The sequence below is a fragment of the Enterococcus xiangfangensis genome (assembly GCF_005405365.1).
Taxonomy (GTDB): domain Bacteria; phylum Bacillota; class Bacilli; order Lactobacillales; family Enterococcaceae; genus Enterococcus_A; species Enterococcus_A xiangfangensis.
Genome location: NZ_BJDX01000004.1, coordinates 61312 through 81719, shown reverse-complemented (window position 1 = coordinate 81719; position 20408 = coordinate 61312). Strand labels below are relative to the sequence as shown.

17 protein-coding genes and 1 riboswitch are annotated in these 20408 nt (G+C 40.3%); of the genes, 1 reads left to right on the top strand and 16 read right to left on the bottom strand.

The window, feature by feature from the left end; translation table 11 throughout:
* Position 1: 1 nt before the first annotated feature.
* The 15 genes from pdhA to purC all read right to left on the bottom strand — a co-directional run bounded on the left by pdhA (position 2) and on the right by purC (position 18435).
* On the bottom strand, positions 2-1111 hold the full coding sequence (pdhA, locus tag FFM68_RS06175; protein WP_137618553.1) for a pyruvate dehydrogenase (acetyl-transferring) E1 component subunit alpha: 1110 nt from the start codon (positions 1109-1111) through the stop codon (positions 2-4).
* Positions 1112-1508: 397 nt separating this feature from the next.
* Entirely contained in the window at positions 1509-4115 is a 2607-nt protein-coding gene (gene mgtA / locus FFM68_RS06170; protein ID WP_137618709.1) for a magnesium-translocating P-type ATPase, read from the bottom strand.
* A 232-nt stretch (positions 4116-4347) separates the two neighbouring features.
* A riboswitch (M-box (ykoK) riboswitch) is annotated at positions 4348-4511 on the bottom strand.
* Positions 4512-4554: 43 nt separating this feature from the next.
* Positions 4555-5280: a nitroreductase family protein gene (locus FFM68_RS06165; RefSeq protein WP_137618552.1), complete on the bottom strand. Its 726-nt coding sequence runs from the start codon at positions 5278-5280 to the stop codon at positions 4555-4557.
* Positions 5281-6702 (bottom strand): aminotransferase-like domain-containing protein, encoded by a 1422-nt coding sequence (locus FFM68_RS06160; RefSeq protein WP_137618551.1) that lies wholly within the window; start codon positions 6700-6702, stop codon positions 5281-5283.
* A 153-nt stretch (positions 6703-6855) separates the two neighbouring features.
* On the bottom strand, positions 6856-7833 hold the full coding sequence (gene guaC, locus FFM68_RS06155; RefSeq protein WP_137618550.1) for a GMP reductase: 978 nt from the start codon (positions 7831-7833) through the stop codon (positions 6856-6858).
* Positions 7834-7956: 123 nt separating this feature from the next.
* Entirely contained in the window at positions 7957-8382 is a 426-nt protein-coding gene (locus FFM68_RS06150) for a DUF3788 family protein (RefSeq protein ID WP_137618549.1), read from the bottom strand.
* A gap of 211 nt (positions 8383-8593) precedes the next feature.
* Positions 8594-9841, bottom strand: a complete 1248-nt coding sequence (gene purD, locus FFM68_RS06145; protein ID WP_137618548.1) for a phosphoribosylamine--glycine ligase — start codon at positions 9839-9841, stop codon at positions 8594-8596.
* Positions 9842-9856: 15 nt separating this feature from the next.
* The gene (gene purH, locus FFM68_RS06140; protein ID WP_137618547.1) at positions 9857-11389 is read right to left on the bottom strand and encodes a bifunctional phosphoribosylaminoimidazolecarboxamide formyltransferase/IMP cyclohydrolase; all 1533 of its coding nucleotides are present in this window, start codon (positions 11387-11389) and stop codon (positions 9857-9859) included.
* A 105-nt stretch (positions 11390-11494) separates the two neighbouring features.
* Positions 11495-12067, bottom strand: a complete 573-nt coding sequence (gene purN, locus FFM68_RS06135) for a phosphoribosylglycinamide formyltransferase (RefSeq protein WP_137618546.1) — start codon at positions 12065-12067, stop codon at positions 11495-11497.
* Complete coding sequence (purM, locus tag FFM68_RS06130; RefSeq protein ID WP_137618545.1) at positions 12064-13107, bottom strand: phosphoribosylformylglycinamidine cyclo-ligase; 1044 nt, start codon at positions 13105-13107, stop codon at positions 12064-12066. The genes purN and purM overlap by 4 nt, the downstream gene beginning before the upstream one ends.
* A gap of 30 nt (positions 13108-13137) precedes the next feature.
* Positions 13138-14577, bottom strand: a complete 1440-nt coding sequence (gene purF / locus FFM68_RS06125) for an amidophosphoribosyltransferase (protein ID WP_137618544.1) — start codon at positions 14575-14577, stop codon at positions 13138-13140.
* Positions 14562-16781, bottom strand: coding sequence for a phosphoribosylformylglycinamidine synthase subunit PurL (gene purL, locus FFM68_RS06120; RefSeq protein WP_137618543.1), 2220 nt, complete (start codon positions 16779-16781; stop codon positions 14562-14564). Before purL ends, purF begins: the two co-directional genes overlap by 16 nt.
* Complete coding sequence (gene purQ / locus FFM68_RS06115) at positions 16781-17461, bottom strand: phosphoribosylformylglycinamidine synthase subunit PurQ (RefSeq protein WP_137618542.1); 681 nt, start codon at positions 17459-17461, stop codon at positions 16781-16783. Before purQ ends, purL begins: the two co-directional genes overlap by 1 nt.
* Before the next feature lies 1 nt (position 17462).
* The gene (purS, locus tag FFM68_RS06110) at positions 17463-17717 is read right to left on the bottom strand and encodes a phosphoribosylformylglycinamidine synthase subunit PurS (protein WP_137618541.1); all 255 of its coding nucleotides are present in this window, start codon (positions 17715-17717) and stop codon (positions 17463-17465) included.
* A 1-nt stretch (position 17718) separates the two neighbouring features.
* Positions 17719-18435, bottom strand: coding sequence for a phosphoribosylaminoimidazolesuccinocarboxamide synthase (purC, locus tag FFM68_RS06105; protein WP_137618540.1), 717 nt, complete (start codon positions 18433-18435; stop codon positions 17719-17721).
* 257 nt (positions 18436-18692) lie between these two features.
* On the opposite strand from purC, the gene FFM68_RS06100 reads away from it, so the two are divergent.
* The gene (locus tag FFM68_RS06100) at positions 18693-19064 is read left to right on the top strand and encodes a hypothetical protein (RefSeq protein WP_137618539.1); all 372 of its coding nucleotides are present in this window, start codon (positions 18693-18695) and stop codon (positions 19062-19064) included.
* A 39-nt stretch (positions 19065-19103) separates the two neighbouring features.
* Here FFM68_RS06100 and purB read toward each other — a convergent pair whose 3' ends face one another.
* Positions 19104-20399 carry an adenylosuccinate lyase gene (gene purB, locus FFM68_RS06095; RefSeq protein WP_137618538.1) on the bottom strand — a complete coding sequence of 432 codons (1296 nt, stop codon included), beginning with the start codon at positions 20397-20399 and terminating at the stop codon, positions 19104-19106.
* Positions 20400-20408 lie beyond the last annotated feature (9 nt).

Below are 20408 nucleotides of genomic sequence, written 5' to 3'. Positions count from 1 at the left end.
ACTATTTCGACTCCTTCGCTTCATAGAATTCAATTTGTTCTTTGATATTTTGTGGTTGAACTTCGTACATATTTTTCAAGAAATCAGAAACTTTTTGTTTTGGTACACGGTCAGCATCTGTAACTGCTTGTTTAATTTCTGCTTTTGTTTCTTCAATTACTTTTTCTTCTTTTTCTTCTGACCATAAACCTTTTTCAGTTAGGTATTTACGGAAACGAATCAATGGATCTTTTTTCACCCATTCGTTGTCTAATTCTTTTGTCCGGTAACGAGTTGGGTCATCACCAGATAGTGTATGCGGACCGTAACGATAAGTCAGTGTTTCGATCAGTACCGGACCATTGCCGCTTGCTGCCCATTCACGTGCTTTTTTAGAAACATAGTATACAGCTAATGGATCCATTCCATCGACTTGGATACCCGGAATTCCAGCAGCTACTGATTTTTGTGCTAATGTTTTTGCAGCTGATTGTTTTTCACGAGGAGTTGAAATCGCAAACCCATTATTTTGGATATAAAATACAGCGTTTGCATGATAAGATCCAGCAAAGTTGATAGCTTCGTAAAAATCACCTTGTGATGAACCGCCATCACCAGTATATGTGAAGACAACATTTTTACTATTACGTTTTTTCAATCCTAAAGCCACACCGGCAGCTTGTACATATTGAGCACCGATAATGATTTGCGGTGGCAATGCTTGCAAATCAGCGGGATAATTATTTCCAGCAACGTGCCCACGTGACCATAAGAACGCTTCAGCTAATGGCAATCCGTGTTTGATCAATTGAGGAACATCACGATAACCCGGTAATAAAACGTCTTCTTTTTCAAATGCAAAATGACTTGCTAATTGGCTTGCTTCTTGTCCAGCCGTTGGTGCAAAGAAACCCAAACGTCCTTGACGGTTCAATGCAGTCGAACGTTGATCCAAGACACGCGACCAAACCATAGAAGTCATTAATTCAACAAGTTCCTCATCCGATAAATCAGGAATTAGATTTTTATTTACAACTTTTCCATCCTCATCCAGCGCTTGATAAACGGGGAAATCCGCGTTTACATCTTTTAGTAAGGCTTCAAAATCGATTGTTAGCTTTTTTTCTGCCATGGTGTCACACTTTCCTCTCTTTAAGTAAATTAAATCATGTTATCAGTACAACAGTAACTCAATCTGTATCATTACTATTGGGCCTTCTTCTTTAAATTAGCATTTTTAGCCGCACTTGACAACCAAATTGCTCATTTTTTTCGAATAAATTAGAGCGCTTTACTTTTTTCGTTTGTGAATTTTTCCGCATACTTTTCTCGAAGGGAGAACTTTTCTATTGAGTCGTTTAAAGAGTTGAATAGCTAGAAAAAACATGAGTCGGTCTCGCTTTCACGAGCGCACGAAGTAAAGTCATTTTCAAAAAAAGGTGCCGTGTATCTTCGAGATTCAAAAAAACAAAAGTCCTTTTTTCACAAAAAAAGAAACAGAATGGTAACATAGACCATTCTGTTATAGTTCAGATCCATTCTTTCGCAATTTTAATATAGATCATTTTCCCAAATTGGGTTGCGATCATATATGCAACAACGATTAAGATGTACCATAGCCAATATTCACTTGGTAGGTGTACAAAATCAAATTGGTCTGCAATCGGGGTCAAAACTACTAAACCGCCTACAGCGACTGCCAGCAATAAACTAATCAAAACTTGTGGTGCTGGTCGGCTTTGAATAAACGGAATTTTCTTTGTCCGTACCATTAAGACGACTAACGTTTGCGTCGTTAAACCGATCATAAACCAGCCTGTTTGGAATAAATTTTGAGCAGCGACTGTGTTTGCTCCAAAAGTGAACCACATCACTAAGAAAGTAACGATATCAAAAATCGAACTAATTGGTCCGATGCAGATTGTAAATTTTAATAAACCTTTTGTCTCCCATTTTGTCGGCATTTGCAATTCTTCCTCGTCAACATTGTCCCAAGGAATCGTCAGTTGCGCGATATCATAGATTAAATTTTGCAACAATAATTGAATCGATAACATTGGTAAGAAAGGCAAAAAAGCACTAGCAACTAAAATCGAGAAGACATTGCCAAAGTTGGAGCTGATTGTGATCTTGATATATTTCATCATGTTACTGAATACACGACGGCCTTCAAGCACTCCGTTTTCTAAAACGCCTAAACTTTTTTCTAATAAAATAATTGAGCTGGCGTCTTTAGTGATATCTGCTGCAGTATCTACTGAGATCCCCACATCAGCTTTTCTTAACGCCGGTGCATCATTGATCCCATCACCCATGAATCCAACCGTATGCCCTTTGCTTTGCAACGATTCAATGATCCGTGCTTTTTGCATTGGATTTAATTTGGCGAATAAATTAGTTGTTTCTGCTGCTTGATACAATTCCTCATCCGATAGCGCGTCGACTTGATTGCCTAATAGATAGTTCTCTGCAGGTATCCCGACATCTTGACAGACTTTTTGTGCGACGATCGCATTATCGCCCGTCAAAACTTTTACCACTACCCCGTGTTGATGCAACGAGCGAATCGCAGGTTTTGCAGAAGCTTTAGCCGGATCAAGGAAACCCATGAACCCCACCAAAACCATGTCTTGTTCATCCTCCGTCGAATAAATTGCGTCATCATGAGCGTCGCGTCGGACCGCTACAGTGATGACCCGCATTCCCTGACGGTTCATCTTTTCATTGACTGCTTGCAATTGTTGGCGAATCTTCGGTGTTAATTCTGAGATTTCCCCATTGACTTCAACATATTTGCAAACAGCAGCCATTTCTTCAACTGCGCCTTTTGTGATCATCAACTGGTGCTCATCTGTTTTCATTACGACTGTCAATCGCCGACGAGAAAAATCAAAGGGAATCTCATCAATCTTTTGAACCTTCTGATACGGCAGATGCCGGTTTTGGGTCTCAAAATAATTGATTACAGCTATATCCATTAAATTCTTCCAGCCAGTTTGATAAGCAGAATTCATAAAAGCTAGATTTAATACTTGTTCGTTTTCGTTTCCTAATGGGTCAAGATGCTGAACGAGAACTACTCGGTCTTCTGTGATTGTCCCAGTTTTATCCGTGCAAAGCACATCCATACTGCCTAAGTTTTGGATCGAAGCCAGTTCTTTTACGATCACTTTGTGTTTCGAAAGAGTCAAAGCTCCTTTTGCTAAGTTGGAACTCACAATCATAGGCAGCATTTCAGGAGTCAGTCCTACTGCTACAGCAATGGCAAAAAAGAAGGCACTGCTCCAATCCCCCTTGGTCAAGCCGTTGAGCAAAAATACTAACGGAAATAAAACCATGACCATTTGTAGCAACAGTTTGCTGACTTTAGATAAACCGATGTCAAAGGTCGTTTTCCCGCGTTTAGAAGTTGCGTTTTTTGCAATATCGCCAAAGAACGTTTTTTGACCAGTTTTTAAAATGATCGCTTTGCCTTGGCCACTCAGTACATCTGTCCCCATAAAAACTAGATTTGTTAGATCCAACGCTGTCAATTCTTCGGTCAATTGTTGATCTTTTGCAATAAATTTTTCAACAGGCATCGATTCTCCCGTCAGTGAGGACTGATTCACAAAAAGATCCTTTGTCCAGATTAAAACAGCATCTGCAGGGATCATATCACCAGTTGCTAGTGTTAAAATATCGCCAGGTACTACCTCGTCCATCGGAATTTCTTTCGTCTCACCGTTGCGAGTGACAGCTGCAGTATTTTCGATCATTTCTTTTAATGCGATACTGGCTTTTTGCGAACGATATTCTTGGATAAATGTGATCACCACACTGGCTAAAATCATAATCACCATTACAAGCGCAGCTTCTAAATCATTGGTCAGCAATGAAACAAGTGCTAGTAGAGCCAAAACATATACGAACGGATCATTGAACGCTTGTAATAATAATAGAATTCCTGGTGTAGGTTTTTGTGCCGAAACTTCATTTGGACCATATTCCTCCAAACGGCTTTGCGCATCTTCTTCTGACAATCCTTGCAATGAGGTCCGTAAATTTAGAAAAAGATCACGATCAGATAAAATGGCTAATTTTTTCAATTCTTGGTCTTTGTTGCTTTTGCGAGCAAGAAGGTTTTTTTTGTTCATCATAATGGTTCCTCCTAAGATTCAAGGCAACCAGAGCCGCCCTGTTATAGTTACTTTTGGGTCGACTGTCTTCATGATCCATCTTCCTCACATCCTTTCATTTACTAAACGGTGACCCGCATCCTGTTTTTTAATCTGCTGCGAAGTGAAATAAAAATTTCATCAACCTATCTCACCTAGAAAAACCTACAAAAAAAGCACGTACTCGAAAATGAGCACGCGCGAAAAATTCATTCATGACCATCGTCGAGCTTTAGCACTATAGGGCGTAGACAAAATTGTCAGCTACGTTATGAATCACCTTCACGATGATTCCTGTTCTACCCATTGGCGTCTCTCGACATTTTTGGGCAGTAGCCTGTGTCCGTATAGGAGCCTCACCTAACAACTATTTAGATTTACCTCTTAACTATATGTTACTTATCCGTTACTGTCAAACTTAAGATTGAAAAAATTTGTTTTCTTTCAGAAACTCATCAACTTGCTTATTTGGCGAACTTTCAAAATAATCTGCAAACTTTTTGCTCCAGCGTTTGGTTTCACGGGCTTCAGCAAATTTCTCCATCGTATCGTCATACTCTTCAATCAATGAGTAATCATACTCTTGATACGTATCATAGTGGATCACCGTTTCTTTGGGCAAACGGGGTTTGACCCGCATTTCTACGGAGGGCTTTCCAATACTCAAGCCTGCGACTGGCAGTACATAATCTGGCAATTGCAACAACTTTCCAATCTCAGAAATGTCTTTTCGAATACTCCCAACAACTACAGATCCTAAACCTAAAGCTTCAGTCGCGATCACCGCGTTTTCTAATGCTAAGGCGGTATCTGTAACAGCTGTGATCAATGAATCCAACCCTTCATCGATTCGATAGTCCACTTGGTAATGCTCTGCAACTTTTTGAGTTCGTTTTAAATCAGCTACAAAAACTAAGAACACCGAACTATGCAACATATGCGGATTTCGCGGATTCAGTGCAACTAGTTGCTCGCGGATCCCGCGATCTTTCACAACGATAACGCTGTACATCTGACCATTCATCCAACTTGGCGCTTGACGGCTGGCTTGTAAAATCGTTTGCAACTCTTCTTTTGACAGTTGATACGTTTCATCGAAATTTCGATAGGTCCGGTGTTGTTTCATAATTTCTAATGCTTCCATCTAATTCCTCCTTAATTCATTTGAGATTGTTTGCAATTTCAAAAAAAACTGCTGACGCATTTCTGCTGTCATTCGAGTATAATTTACCCTCATGGCCATTGTATCATTACTAAAAAGAAAAGCTGGGGCAATCACTATTTTTTCACGCAAAAAAATTTCCCAATCTTTGCGTGTTAGATGGCGATGGCTCCAAGTTAAATAGACATAGATCCCACCCTCGATTTTCGAAACATTCCAATCTGCAGCAATTGCTTGGGACTCTTCACAAAATGCCTGTGCTCGTTGTTTTAATGCTGCAACTAACGCCGCTTGATTTTTCTCAAAGTGCGGATCTGTCAAAGCAGTATGAGCAATTACTTGCGGGAAAATACTAATGGAAAAATCCATCATCTGTTTTGCTTCTGACAACCGCTGTATCAAATCTTGATCTGCAACGACCCAGCCAATTTTGATTGAAGAGCCGAAAATCTTTGATAACGATCCTAGATGGATTACTTGATACGGTGCGAGCTCCTTTAATGAAGGTGGGATCGCACTAAAGTTCAATTCACTGAAAACCTCATCTTCTACGATCGGCAACTGATATTTTTGACTCAGTTTGATCAACTCATTTCGACGCCGTTTCGACATTGTTGAACCGGTAGGATTTTGAAAAGTCGGATTAAGAATGATCAACTTGATTTTCTTCGTCAAAATCAACTGTTCCAATTTATCGACGCGCATCCCTTCACGATCCATTTCTACCCCATAAAGTTTGACTCCGGCGCTAGCGAAAATCGGCAATGAATATAAAAACGAGGGATCTTCAATCGCAACACTGTCGCCACTTTGCAACATGACTTGTAGCAGCAAAAACATCGCTTGCTGTGCACCAGAGGTAATCAGGACTTGATTGGAGGAGATATCGATTTTTTGTTCGGCTTTGATTCGCTGGCAAATCACTTGCTGCAACGGTCGGTAGCCTAAAGGGCTTTGTTTTTTCTCTTCTAACAATAATTCTTCCCATGTATAGGAAGGAAACCGAAAATCTGGAATCAACCCTAGCGGTAATTCACCAGAATACAGATCCATCGCACTTGGATCATTTAGCGATGCTTGGATTTTTTCTAAAAAAGGTTCATTGGGATGGGACTCTTGCGTGAACAAACTTCGCCAATCGACCCGTGGTGTCGTACTTCGACCCCAATTTCCTTCATTTACAATCGTTCCGCTACCTTGCCGGCGCAATACCCAGCCAAGACTGACTAATTCATCTAAGGCATGTACCACAGTTGAACGATTCACTTGATAAAATGCCGCAAGTTTTCGCTCAGCTGGTAATTTATCTCCTGGTTTTAGTGTCCCGTCTTGAATATAAGTAATAACTTGCTCAATAATCTGCTGATAAATCGGCGTTGTTTTTTTTTCTGCTAATTCCCACATAGGATCTCCTCATTCAGTATTGGATGATTTAACGCTACTCCAATCATTCATTGCTGTCAATAGGCTGAAAAGTTGCAGTTTTTGAATGATAGTTTTCTCTATAATTATAATAACAATAGAATAGATCATAAAAAAAGAGCGATCAAAATCGCTCTAAATCGTATCTCCATTAAAGATTGAATTTTTAACAACTACATAATCAACTTTTTGCAAGGCTTCCAAATCTTTTCCGCCCGCATACGAAATGGATGATTGCAGATCTTGCTGCATTTCAACTAATGTATCTTTTAGCGAACCTTTATAAGGAATCCAAATTTTTTTGCCTTCGACGTTTTTCTTTTCGCCTTTTTGGAATTCAGAGGCGCTGCCGAAATATTCCTTATAAACGACACCATCTTCCACTTTTGTTTCTCCTGGCGATTCTTCGTGTCCTGCAAATAATGATCCAATCATGACCATTGTCGCACCAAAGCGGATTGATTTAGCGATATCGCCGTGGGTACGGATCCCGCCATCTGCAATGATTGGTTTGCGAGCGGCTTTTGCACACCAGCTTAAAGCTGCTAATTGCCAGCCGCCAGTTCCAAAACCTGTCTTGATTTTTGTGATACAGACTTTCCCTGGTCCAATCCCAAGCTTCGTTGCATCTGCTCCGGCATTTTCTAATTCCCGGACTGCCTCAGGAGTTCCGACATTTCCGGCAATGACGAAGGTTTCAGGTAAATATTTTTTGATATGCTTGATCATATTGATCACTGGATCGGAATGGCCATGGGCAATATCGATCGTAATAAAATCAGGATTTAATTTTTCTTCAGCTAATTGTTTGACAAAGTCATATTCATAGCCTTTTACACCAACACTGATCGATGTAAACAATCCGCGAGACTGCATTTTCTTTATGAAAGGAATTCGTTCTTCTTCATAAAAACGATGCATGATATAAAAATACCCATTCTCCGCCAAAAATTCTGCGATGCTTTCATCAATAATCGTTTGCATATTGGCTGGTACTACTGGCATCTTAAAACTAAATTTGCCTAATTGAACAGTCGTATCGCATTCTGAACGACTGTTTACGATACACTTATTAGGGATCAACTGAATATCTTCGTAATCAAATACTTTCATAATGGCCTCCAGTAAATAAGATAAAAAAACATAGAGCGTTATCGCCCTATGTAATTTACAACATATCCAATTAAAAAGCAAGCTATTTTTAAAACGAATAGGCCAAAACACGAACATTAATTTTTAAACTACTAATTTTCTTAATTTTTTAGCTTGTAGACTAACTAAAAAGATAACATCTTCCATTTCTTCTTCACTCATTACTTTCATTTCGATTTGTTGTGTATTTTTTGATACGGTTTCAAATTTTTCTTTGAATTCATTCGACATCACTTTCACCATGGGGGTGAGATAACTTATGCCGAATTCTGGAAATGGTATAATAACAGAAAAATATTCTTTATGAATGTTGATTCGGCAAAGCAAGCCATTATATTGTTCAATTACTAACTGCCAACCTGTTTGTTTTTGGAAAATGTACTTGATTTTAGGATCATAATGCCGCATGATTTGAGCCAATAATATTTTTAAATATTGAGAATTAGGCAGTCCTGCCAAAATCAGTTGCAACTCATGCTTTTCATCAACTTTGGATCCTTTCCTTTCCATGATTCTCTCCTCTTTCATTATGCTCTGAAATAAAATTAATTTTAATAAATGTCCCTCTTTTCTAGCTATAACAATCAAATTGTTCTTTCTTCTAGGACACAGCCCTTTCTAATGTTTTCTTCATGTTAAGTCTAACACTTTTAATGAAACCTGTCATTTTTATTCTCTTCCTTAAAGGCAACAAAAAAACGACGCGAAGGCCGTTTTTTAATTATTTTTGAGCTTTTGCGCCAATATCTTTACGATAAAAGTACCCGGTTGTATCAGCTTTTATCAACGCTTGATAAACTTTCTTTTGTGCTTTTGCAATCGTCGAAGCTTCTGCAGCGGCCAAAAGGACGCGTCCGCCAGAAGATCGCATCATTCCTTGATCGTCAACTATTCCAGCATAATAAACCGTCAAATCTTCAAACTCTGGAACAGCCAGCCCTTTTTGATAGTCTCCCGGATAGCCTTCAGCTGCTAAAACGACTCCGACAACTGCTTGGTCACTCCAAGTCAATTCAGGTTCTTGATCATTTAGCAAATCAGAGATTATTTCGGCAAGATCACTTGTTAGTCGCGGCAAAACAATTTGAGTTTCCGGATCACCAAAACGTGCATTAAATTCAATTACTTTTGGTCCATTCGCAGTTGCGATCAAACCTGCATAAAGAATCCCTGTAAAAGGTGTTTGATTTTTTACCATTCCTGCTGCCGCTGGCTTTAGAATTTTTTCGACAGCTGATTCGACTATTTCTGTTGAAATTTGCGGTACAGGAGAATACGCGCCCATTCCGCCAGTATTTGGTCCGCGATCACCGTCATAGGCTCGTTTATGATCTTGAGCAACTACCATCGGATACACTTTCTCATTGCGTACAAATGCTAGCAACGAAAATTCTTCACCACTTAAAAATTCTTCCACTACAACTTTATCACCGCTTTTACCAAAACGATGATCAGCCATCATTTCCGTCAAAGCTTGCAGCGCTTCAGCTAAAGTCAGCGCAACTGTTACCCCTTTACCTGCCGCCAGTCCGTCTGCTTTGATCACGATTGGTGCACCTTTTTCTTTTACATACGCACACGCAGCTTGATAATCTGTGAACACTTCGTAATCGGCAGTAGGAATATCATTATCTTCCATCAATTTTTTCGCAAATTCTTTAGACCCTTCGATGCATGCGGCTGCTTTGTTTGGTCCAAAGATTTTGAGCCCTGCTGCTTGGAAATCATCGACAATTCCGTTAAGTAAAGGAATCTCTGGTCCGACAAAAGTCCAATCGATTTTATTTTGTTGAGCGAAAAAGATTAGTGCTTCATGATCCTCTTCAGAGATATCTACTAATTGAATCCCGTCTTTTTTCATCCCGATGTTTCCTTTAGCACAAAAAACAGCGCTGACTTTTGGACTAACCAACAACTTTTTTGCAATAGCATGTTCACGACCACCGCTGCCAATAATCAATAATTTCATGGAGTCCTCCTCAAATTAATGTCTGAAATGACGCACACCTGTAAAGACCATCGCCACACCGTATTTATTTGCCATCGCAATCGAATCGTTGTCTCTGATACTTCCTCCCGGCTGAATGATTGCTTTGATTCCATGCTGAGCAGCATACTCGACGCTGTCATCCATTGGGAAATAGGCATCGCTGGCTAAAACTGCACCATCCATCCGACCTTTCGCGGCTTCCAAAGCAAGCTTAACTGAACCGACACGATTCATTTGACCCGCACCAACACCAACTGTTTGATGTTCGTTGGCTACAACAATCGCATTGGATTTCACATGTTTGACTGTCTTCCAAGCAAATGCTAAGGCCTTTAATTCACTTTCAGTCGGCTGACGGTCGGTTGCGACTTCCCATTCTGTTGGAATTTCTTCAATGATATCTTGATCTTGAACTAATAGTCCGCCTAAAACGGCAACTACTTCGGGCTGATTACTTGTTTGTTCGCTAAAATCTAATGTCAACAGCCGCAAGTTTTTCTTGCTTGCCAATACTTCAAATGCTTCTTTACTGAAACTTGGCGCAATAACGATTTCTAAAAATAATTTGTGAAGCTCTTCTGCTGTTGCTAGATCGATTTCACGATTAGCGACTAAAATTCCACCAAAAATCGATGTGGGATCAGCTTCATAAGCAAATTGATAGGCTTCTGAAATTGTTGGAGCACTGCCAATTCCGCAAGGATTCATATGCTTCAACGCAACAACCGTTGGTTCAGCAAATTCTCTGATGATCCGAAGCGCGGCATCGGCATCTTTGATATTATTATAAGACAGCGCTTTTCCATGTAATTGCTGAGCACTTGCGATCGAATAAGGAACAGGTAACGCATTTTGATAAAATGCGGCAGTCTGATGGCTATTTTCGCCATAACGTAATGTCTGCTTCAGGTCATAAGTTGCCGTCAATTTTTCCGGCTCGCTGTCAGCTGTCTGTTTAGTCAAATAGTCTGCAATCAAAGCATCATAAGCAGCCGTATGACGAAAAACTTTTGCCGCTAACTGTTTACGTGTAGCTAAAGAAGTCCCTTGTCCACTTTTTATTTCTGCCAATACAAGAGCATAATCTTTCGGGTCAACCACAACCGTTACGAAAGCAAAATTTTTAGCTGCCGAACGCAACATACTTGGTCCACCGATATCAATATTTTCAATTGCTTCTGCTTCAGTTACTGCTGGTTTTTCAATCGTTTCTTTAAAAGGATAAAGATTCACACAAACAAAATCGATTGGCTGGATATCTTGTTCTTTCATAGCAGTCAGATGACTTGTCAAATCACGCCGCGCTAATAAACCGCCGTGAATCTTAGGATGCAATGTTTTCACTCGACCATCCATCATCTCCGGAAAGCCGGTTACTTCATCAATACTCAAAGTTGGAATCTCCGCTTCAATCAAAGCCTTTCTAGTCCCGCCGGTAGAAATGATTTCAATTCCCGCTTGGACCAATTCTTTTGCAAATTCGACAACTCCCGTTTTGTCTGAAACACTGATCAATGCTCTTGTCATTCTGATTCTCCTGTCTGATACTATAATTATTTTCATATTTCTAACTCCATCAAAAACCAGTTCTGATTTCGATTAAATTCAAAAAAATTTTCTAAGCTCTTTTAACTAAGACCGCTCATTTTTCACGATTTTCGCCAAAACTTGCGGATACAGTTGATGTTCTACCTGATGGATCTTTGTTTCTAAATCAAACAAACAATCCGTTTTCTCGATTTGGACTGCTTTTTGAGCAATGATTGGACCAGTATCTACACCGCTATCGACATAATGGATTGTCACGCCAGTTTCTTTCACACCAGCTTCATACGCATCCTTGATTCCATGCAATCCTGGAAAATCAGGCAGTAATGCTGGATGGATATTGATTATTCGATTCGGGTAAGCGGCAAGCAAGTCTTTACCGATGATCCGCATATAGCCCGCCAATACGACTAACTCCACTTCGTATTGTTTCAATAAATCTAATAAAGCTGTTTCATATTGTTTCTTACCAGGAAATTCTTTTAGTTCAAAACTTTCGCAAGCAATCTTAAATTTTTTCCCCCGTTCCAATACATACGCATCATGATGATCCGAAAATAATAGAACAATTTCAGCGGCGATCTTCTTTTCTTTGACCGCTTGGGCAATTACTTCAAAATTCGATCCATTTCCTGAGGCTAGAATGGCTATTCTCATTCCTTGGCTCCTTTAAAAATGATTGCAGCTTCTTGTTTTTTTGTTACTTTACCGATAATAAAAGACGGTTCAGCCCTTTTGTTTAGATTCGTTTGTAAATCTGCCAGTTTTTCCGGAGAGACTGCTAACACCATACCGATCCCCATATTAAAAATTTCGTACATTTCCATTTCGGGTATTTCACCATATTTTGCCAAAACATTAAAAATTGGCAAAACTGGCCATGAGCCTAATTCGATCTCACATGCTAAATCGGCCGGCAGCATCCGCGGCAGATTTTCAACAAACCCACCACCGGTCACATGGGCGATTCCATTGATCAATTCTTTTTTGACCAACGGCAAAACTGCGTCAACATAGATTTTTGTTGGTATCAGAATTTCATCGCTTAGTTTGCCGGCTAATTCCGGTAATTTTTCATCGATTGAAAAACCATGCGTTTCAAAGAAAATCTTGCGCACTAGTGAATAACCATTGGAATGGATCCCTGATGCAGGCAAGCCGATCAATAGATCCCCTGACTTGATTTTTTCTCCAGTGATCATTTGATTTTTTTCAGCGATACCGACTGTAAAACCGGCTAGGTCATAATCGGCTTCAGCGTACATTCCCGGCATTTCTGCCGTTTCTCCACCAATTAGAGCGGCTCCGGCTTGCACACAACCTTCTGCTACTCCTGCGACGACTTGTTCCAACCGTGCTGGTACATTTTTTCCTGTCGCGATATAATCTAAAAAGTACAAAGGTTCTGCCCCTTGTGCGACGATATCATTGACACACATCGCTACACAATCGATCCCGATCGTATCGTGTTTGTCCGCTTGAATCGCAACCATTAACTTAGTTCCGACACCATCTGTTCCCGATACTAAAACAGGTTCTTTCAATTTGAATTGACTTAAATCAAAACATCCGCCAAAACCGCCGATCGCCCCCATCACGCCTAAACGTTCGGTTCTTTTTACGTGCTTTTTGATCCGTTCCACGACTTCATAACCTGCCTCTACATCCACGCCGGCTCTGGAATATGCATTTCCCACTTGATTCTCTCCTTTTCGATCTGCTCATTTTTACAAAAATGACATTTTTTCTTTCAAAGTTGCTTGATAATGTTCCTCATAATCATATAGCGGCGTTGGGTAATCACCATTGAAATAAGCCATACACAACCCTGAATAAGGTGCATCAAAATTTAAACCGATCGCATGAATCAATCCATCTTCGCTTAAAAATGATAATGAATCTGCACCAATCACCTCACGAATTTCTTCAACCGAATGATTTGCTGCGATCAATTCTTTTCGTGTCTGAATATCGATGCCGTAAAAACAAGGATAACGTAACGGCGGTGAAGCGATTCGAACATGGACTTCTTTTGCTCCAGCCTCTTTTAAAAGGTTTACGATTCGACGACTTGTCGTCCCGCGTACAATCGAATCGTCAACCATAATAACGCGTTTACCCGCTACTACCCCGCGAACAGCTGAAAGTTTCATCCGAACTCCTTGCTCCCGTAATTCCTGAGTTGGTTGAATGAACGTTCTGGCAACATATTGATTTTTCACTAGACCCATTTCGTACGGGATGCCCGATTCTTCAGCATAGCCGCTAGCTGCCGACAATGAAGAATTTGGTACACCGACGACCATATCTGCGTCAATTTCTGCCTCTTGAGCTAAAATCCGCCCCATATTTTTTCGAGCACTGTGGACGTTGACTCCTGCGATATTTGAATCTGGTCGTGCAAAATAAATATATTCCATTGAACAAATCGCGTGTTGCGTGTCTTTTGTGAACTGCTCAACTGTCAGTCCTTCATCATTGATAGTGATGATCTCGCCAGGATTAACATCTTGAATAAACGTTGCCCCGACAACTTCTAGCGCACAAGTTTCTGATGCCACAACATAAGCACCATTAACCATTTGCCCAATCGATAATGGGCGGAACCCATTTGGATCAAGCGCCGCCACCATCGAGTCTTTCGTCATCATTAAATAAGCAAAGCCACCTTTTACAGTATTCAGTGCTTCTTTCATTCGTTCACACAAAGTTTCTTTTTGACTCCGGCGAATCAAATGCATCAAGATTTCTGTGTCAGAATTTGAATGGAAGATTGCGCCGTTTTGTTCCAGCGTCTTGCGTAAACTTTTGGCATTTGTCAAATTACCATTGTGTGCCAGCGCAAAATCGCCATCATAAAATTTGAATAAGAAGGGTTGGATATTGTCGACACTGCCAGTTCCAGCAGTCGCATATCGAACGTGACCGATCGCCGCATGTCCCGTTAATTGATTTAAGTGCCGTTCGTCTTTAAACACTTCAGATAATAATCCTAAGCCGCGGGTCCCGTTTAGTTTTCCACTATCATTACTAACGATTCCAGCACCTTCTTGCCCCCGATGTTGCAAGCTATGTAAGCCAAAATAAGTGACCCGAGAGGCATCCGGGTGTCCCCAGATGCCAAAAACGCCGCACTCTTCATTTAAACTTCTTACTTCATTAGACATGGAATGGCTTCCTCCCACAATTCTTTGGCCTTTTTCGTACTTACATCGATCTCACCGTCAGAAGCAATTATTTTAAGTTTGCCGCTAGCTGCGACTTTTCCGATTCGAACTGCTCTTTCTCCAGCTAAAGCTTCGAAAGCTATTTGATTTTCTGGTTTTACTGACAACACAAAGCGTGATTGTGTTTCTGCAAAAAGATTTGCAACCGGCAGTTGAATTGTTGCCTCGACCCCTAAAAGATTATCGAAAGCTGATTCAGCGATTGCCACTGCCAATCCTCCTTCCGCACAATCATGCGCACTTTCGATCAAACCTGTTTTGATTGCTGAAAGAACTAGCTCTTGATTGGCTTTTTCAACAGTTAGATCAAAGGCCATCAATTTTCCTTCGATCAAACCTTTTTGCATTTTTTGGATCTCAGTTCCATTAAAATCAGCTTTTGTCTCACCAACTACATAGATCAAATCGCCCACTTGTTTAAAATCTTGCGTAGTAACATGTGCTAGTTCTTCAATCAAGCCTACCATTCCGATCACCGGCGTTGGATAGATCGATTTGCCGTTCGTTTCATTGTACATTGAGACATTTCCAGAAATCACTGGTGTGTTCAACGTACGGCATGCTTCGGCAATTCCGTCGGCTGAAGTCCATAATTCCCAAAAGCCTTCTGGTTTTTCCGGTGATCCATAGTTCAAACAATCTGTGATTGCCAACGGTTGACCACCAGAAGCTACGATGTTGCGAGCTGCTTCAGCTACCGCGATCTGCCCGCCGATTTCAGGATTCAAGTATAAGTATTGCGCATTACAATCAGTCGTCATCGCCAGTGCTTTATTCGTTCCACGAACACGCAGGACTGCAGCATCGCTTCCTGGACGAACAACCGTATTCGTACGCACTTGTGAATCGTACGTTTCATAAATCATTTTTTTCGAGGCGATCGTTGGTTGTTGCAACAACTCCAACAATATTTCAGAAGGATCAGTCACAATCGGTTTAAAATCTGCTAACTCAGCAAATTCTTTGATCCGATCAGGTTCTTGCTTTTCATTTTGGTAAACCGGAGCATCTTCTGCTAGCGCGTCCACTGGTAAGTTCGCTACCTCTGCTCCATAATGATACAAGCGATACATCCCATCATCAGTTACTTCACCGATTGTCACTGCATCTAACTCATAACGTTTGAATAATTCAACGACTTCTGCTTCATGTCCTTGCTCTACACAGATCAGCATCCGTTCTTGCGATTCTGACAACATCATTTCATAAGGCGTCATATTTGTTTCTCGTTGCGGAACATCATCTAAATAAAGCTTCAAACCAGAGCCAGCTTTTGAAGCCATTTCAGCACTCGACGAAACCAATCCAGCTGCACCCATATCTTGAATTCCAACTAAAATATCCGCATGGTCTAAGATCAATTCCAAACACGCTTCTAGCAATAATTTTTCCATGAAGGGATCGCCGACTTGGACAGCTGAACGTTGTTGTTCTTCTCCTTCAACGAATTCTTCCGAAGCAAAGGTCGCGCCATGGATCCCATCGCGCCCAGTTTTTGCTCCGACATACATAATTGAATTACCGACACCTTTTGCTTGACCCTTTTGGATGTCTTTATGATCGATCAAGCCAACACACATCGCATTTACTAAAGGATTGCCTTCATAGCAAGGATCGAACGCAACTTCCCCGCCAACAGTTGGAATGCCGATACAGTTGCCGTAACCACTGATTCCGGCAACGATTTCTTCCAATAAGTATTTCGTCCGCGGAGTAGTCAATTCGCCAAAACGCAAAGAGTCTAGCAACGCGATCGGGCGAGCGCCCATACTGAAAATATCCCGAATGATCCCGCCAACTCCAGTTGCTGCACCTTCATAAGGTTCTACCGCAGAAGGATGATTATGGCTTTCCGCTTTGAAAACTACTGCTTGACCATCACCAATATCTACGATTCCAGCACCTTCACCTGGTCCTTGTAAAACTTGTGGCCCATCTGTTGGAAATTTTCGTAAAACGGGTTTCGAATTTTTATAAGAACAGTGTTCGCTCCACATAACTGAAAAAAGTCCTGTTTCGGTATAGTTCGGCAAACGGCCAAGAATGTCTTCTGAAATCAAACGATATTCTTCATCAGTCAAGCCCCATCCAGCATAAATACGCTGATCTTTAATTTCTTGAGCTGTTGGTTCCAATTTCATCATTAGTTTGCCGCCGCCTTTTCAAAATTAGTTAAAATAGATGCAAAGAACTTTTTGCCATCATCTGAACCAAGCAATTTTTCCATCGCTCGTTCAGGATGAGGCATCATTCCAAGGACATTTCCCGCTTTATTTGTGATTCCAGCGATATTTTCAACACTACCATTGATATTTTCACCTTCATAAGTAAAGACGATTTGATCGTTTACTTTCAATTCCGCTAAAGTTGTTTCGTCGCAGTAATAATTTCCCTCGCCGTGAGCGACTGGAATTTGGATCACCTCATCTGAATCGTATTCAGAAGTGAATTTCGTTTGGTTGTTAACAACTTTCAATGGCGTGATCTTACTAATAAATTTCAGTGACTCATTTCGGCGCAACGCACCTGGTAAAAGGCCGGCTTCTGTCAAAATTTGAAATCCATTACACGTTCCAAAAACCGGTTTACCTTCTTCGGCAAAACGAACGACTTCGGACATAATATTGGCAAAACGAGCAATTGCTCCGCAACGTAAGTAATCGCCATAAGAAAATCCTCCAGGTAACAAGACGCCATCGAACCCTTCAAGACTGTCTGCATCGTAACGAACATACTCACACTCCGCTCCCATAATTTCTTTCATTGCCCAAAACATGTCTAAATCACAATTTGAGCCAGGAAACACAATGACTGCAAACTTCATGTTAGGCTTCCTCCAATGTCAAAATTTCATACCGATACGTTTCCATATTGACGTTGGCTAATAATTTATCGCAGACTTCTTCGATCATCACCTCGACTGGACGATCGCTTTTAGCAACTTTGATCTCAAAGTATTTTCCGATTCGAACATCCTCAATCTCGTCATAGCCCAAACGATGGACGGCACCTTTGACTGCTTCTCCTTGCGGGTCCAATACAGAATCCTTATACGTTACATAAACTTTTACAAAATACATTCTATTTTCCTCGCTTTTCTAATCGATTTAAGACTTCTTGATAAACTGGGACGATGTCGCCTAAGTCGCGACGATAAATATCTTTGTCTAGGTGTTCATTCGTTTTTTTGTCCCATAAACGGCAAGTATCCGGTGAAACTTCATCCGCCAATAAAAGCGAACCTTCTTTTTGACGGCCAAATTCTAATTTGAAATCAATCAATTGAATATCTATCGAATCAAAAAGTTCGATTAACGCGTGATTTACTTCCAACGCCAGTTGACGCAATTGTGCGATTTCTTCAGTTGATGCAATTTGTAAAAATAAGATGTGATCATCAATAACCATTGGATCATCCAGCTCATCCTTCTTATAGTAAAATTCAACGATTGGCAAACTCAAAGAGGTCCCTTCTGGAATTGCTAGTCGTTTAGAAAAACTTCCAGCAGCAACGTTTCGAACAACTACTTCTAAAGGAATGATCTCAACAGCTTGAATCAACTGTTCGTTAGCAGATAATCGTTTAATAAAATGATTCTTAATTTTTTTGCTCTTCAAGTAATCAAAAATCAAACTAGTAATCCGGTTATTAAGTTCGCCTTTTCCTTTTATTTGATCTTTCTTTGCTCCATTCAAAGCAGTCGCCTGATTTAAATATTCGACCCAGATAACTTCGGACTCATTTGTTCGAAACAATTTTTTTGCCTTTCCTTCATACAGTAATTTTCCTTTTTCCACGCTATAACGCTCCTTTTTAATGAACATTTGCAAACTAACAATCAAAAATCATTCGTTTATTGCTTTCGTTTTTAGTGTAACAAGCGGAATTTGATAATTCAACATTTTATCGTATATTATAATCAAAACATTTGTTTAATGTTCGTGTTTACAACGAGAGCATTTATAAAGATTCCAAAACAAATGATAGAGAACGTTTACATTTTATGAAAAGGATGCTATATTTAACTCGAATAATCGATATGGAGGACTCGCTTATGTTGGATGCATCTGCAGCAGCTCAAAAATTTCTTGATTCAACAAATGAAATCGATAAGCAGCATTTATTAAATGCTTTGTTAGGTCTTGATACTACGCATAACCTTAATTGCAATACTAGTTTTTATTCCTACCGCAATTTAAAAAAAATATTTCATCCAAAACAATCTCAAGCGATACAATCTTTGCATTTTTCCAATCAAACTCAGGACCGCTTAATTATTAGACAGTTAAAAGATCACTTGTTTTTAAAAAATTCTTATCGCATCGAAATTTTATTGAACTCGCAGATCTACGACTATCGCTTAATCAAATGTTTATTAGAACAGCTTCACGAAGCTTGTTTTGTGGATGTTTATTCTTACGCATAATACGCAAAAGACCTCTTGCCAAAAAGCAAGAGGTCTTTTTTATTTGATTCCGACACGTTCAAAAATCTTATCGACATTTTTTAAATGATAGTTATAGTCAAAGGCATCGTCCAAATCGGCGGCTGATAAAACATTTGTGATCTTTTCATCAGCTTCCAACAATGGTCGGAATTGCGTTTGGTGGTCCCAAGCATAAGCCGTTTTAGGTTGCACCAAGTCATAAGCTGCTTCACGCGTCATCCCTTTGTCGATCAATTTCAACAAGACTCGTTGACTGTAGATCAAGCCAAAGGTCGCTTGCATGTTCCGCTTCATATTCTCTGGAAAAACTGTCAGATTTTTTACGATTTTTCCAAAGCGAGCCAACATGTAGTCAATTAAAATCGTTGTATCTGGTGTAATGATTCGTTCTGCAGATGAATGAGAAATGTCACGTTCATGCCACAAAGCAACATCTTCAAAGGCCGTGATCAAATGACCGCGAACCACTCGAGCCAAGCCGGACATATTTTCAGAACCGATTGGATTGCGTTTATGCGGCATTGCAGAGGAACCTTTTTGTCCTTTAGCAAAAAATTCTTCTACTTCTCGAGTTTCGGATTTTTGCAATCCACGAATTTCTGTTGCGAAACGTTCAATCGAGGTTGCGATCAATGCAAGACTTGAAAAATATTCCGCGTGCAAATCTCTCGGCAAAACTTGCGTTGAAATTTCTTGCGGCCGGATTCCTAATTTTTCACAGACAAATTCTTCTACAAATGGCGGAATATTCGCAAAGGTACCCACTGCTCCAGAAATTTTTCCCGCTTCCACCCCTTTTGCTGCGTGATCAAAACGTTCAATGTTGCGTTTCATTTCCGAATACCAAGTAGCTAATTTTAAGCCAAAAGTCGTTGGTTCGGCGTGGACTCCGTGAGTCCGGCCCATCATGACAGTATTTTTATGTTCTTTAGCTTTTTCGCCGATAATCGCTAAAAATTCTTGCAAGTCTTGGCGTAAAACATCATTTGCTTGTTTGTACAAATAGCCGTACGCTGTATCGACCACGTCGGTACTAGTCAGGCCGTAATGCACCCATTTTCGCTCTTCACCCAACGTTTCAGATACCGCACGGGTAAAAGCTACTACGTCATGTTTTGTAGACTGTTCAATTTCTAAAATGCGCTCAATGCTGAATCCGGCATTTTCCCGAATTTTTTCTGCATCTGCTTTAGGGATTTCTCCCAATTCCGCCCAAGCTTCATCTGCTAAAATTTCTACTTCCAGCCAGGCTTTATAGCGATTTTCATCGCTCCAAATATTTTCCATTTCAGCTCTTGCGTATCGAGGTATCATTATATTCTC